Annotated in this window: 1 protein-coding gene; it reads right to left on the bottom strand. The window is 72.1% G+C overall.

Annotated features, from left to right (window positions below; all coding sequences use genetic code 11):
* Positions 1–1,256 (bottom strand): zinc-binding dehydrogenase (locus tag A5673_RS18905; RefSeq protein ID WP_156748375.1); only part of this gene is annotated, 1,256 nt, incomplete at both ends.

The following is a 1,256-nucleotide window of genomic DNA, read 5'->3' on the forward strand; positions in this document are numbered from 1 at the left end:
TCGGCGAACAGCGCGCCCAGCATGCCGGTGCCGCCGGTGATCAGCGCGGTGCCCTCGGGCTCCAGCACCGGTTGCGGGATCAGGACGATCTTCCCGGTGTGACGGGCCTGGCTCATGTCGCGGAAGGCCTGCGGGGCGTTCACCAGGCCGTAGCTGGTGGTGGGCAACGGCCGCAGCGCACCGGCGGCGAACAGCGCCAGCAACGCCGCCCACGCCGGCTGCAGCGATTCCGCGGGCGCACTGGACAAGTCGTAGACGCGGTAGTCCACCCCGGGATGGGCCGCGGCGATGTCGTCGGGCACCCGGATGTCGGTCTTGCCGATCTCGACGAAACGGCCGCCGCGCGGCAGCAACTGCAGCGACGCGTCGACGAAATCCCCGGCCAGGCTGTTGAGCACGACATCCATGCCTTGGCCGTCGGTGGCCGCCTTGAAGGTGTCGACAAAATCCAGCGTGCGCGACGACGCGATATGCGCCGCCTCGATCCCCAGCCCGGCCAGCACGTGTTGTTTGTCGGGGTGCGCGGTGGCGAACACCTCGGCGCCAAGCTGGCGGGCGATCTGGATGGCGGCCTGCCCCACCCCGCCGGCGCCGGCGTGGATGAGCACCCGCTGCCCCGCCGACAGCCCGGCGATCTCGACCAGGGAAATGTAGGCGGTCAGGTACACGATCGGCGCCGAGGCGGCCTGGGTGAACGACCAGCCGGCCGGAACCGCCACCACCATGGCCGCGTCGGTGATCGCGGTCGGCGCGAACGCGTTGTGCGGAAACAGCCCCATCACCGCATCCCCGGCACGCACCGACGTCCCCGGGCCGGCCTCCAGCACCACCCCGGCGGCCTCACTGCCCATCCCGTCATCGGCGATGGCGCCCAACGCCACCACCACGTCGCGGAAGTTCAGCCCGGCGGCGCGCACCTGGACGCGAATCTGCCCCGGCGCCAGCGTCTCTGACTCGGTGCCCAGCAGCGCCAGGTTGGCCAAATCACCCTTGCCGGTGGTGCCCAACTGCCAGCCCGAACCGTCCGGCGGCGCCAGGATCGCGGCGCGCGCCAGCCGGGCAAGGTGCACAGCACCCTTGCGCAGCGCCAACTGCGGCTCACCGGTCGGCCGCGCCGCCACCACGGCCGCCAGCCGGTCCCCGGTGACCGCGGAGTCGTCGGTGTCCACCAGGGTGATGCGCCCGGGATGCTCGTTCTGCGCGGTGTGGATCAGCGCCCACACCGCGGCGTGCGCCGCATCGGGGACACGGTCAAA

Source organism: Mycobacterium sp. E3198 (assembly GCF_001667015.1).
In the GTDB taxonomy this organism is placed as follows: domain Bacteria; phylum Actinomycetota; class Actinomycetes; order Mycobacteriales; family Mycobacteriaceae; genus Mycobacterium.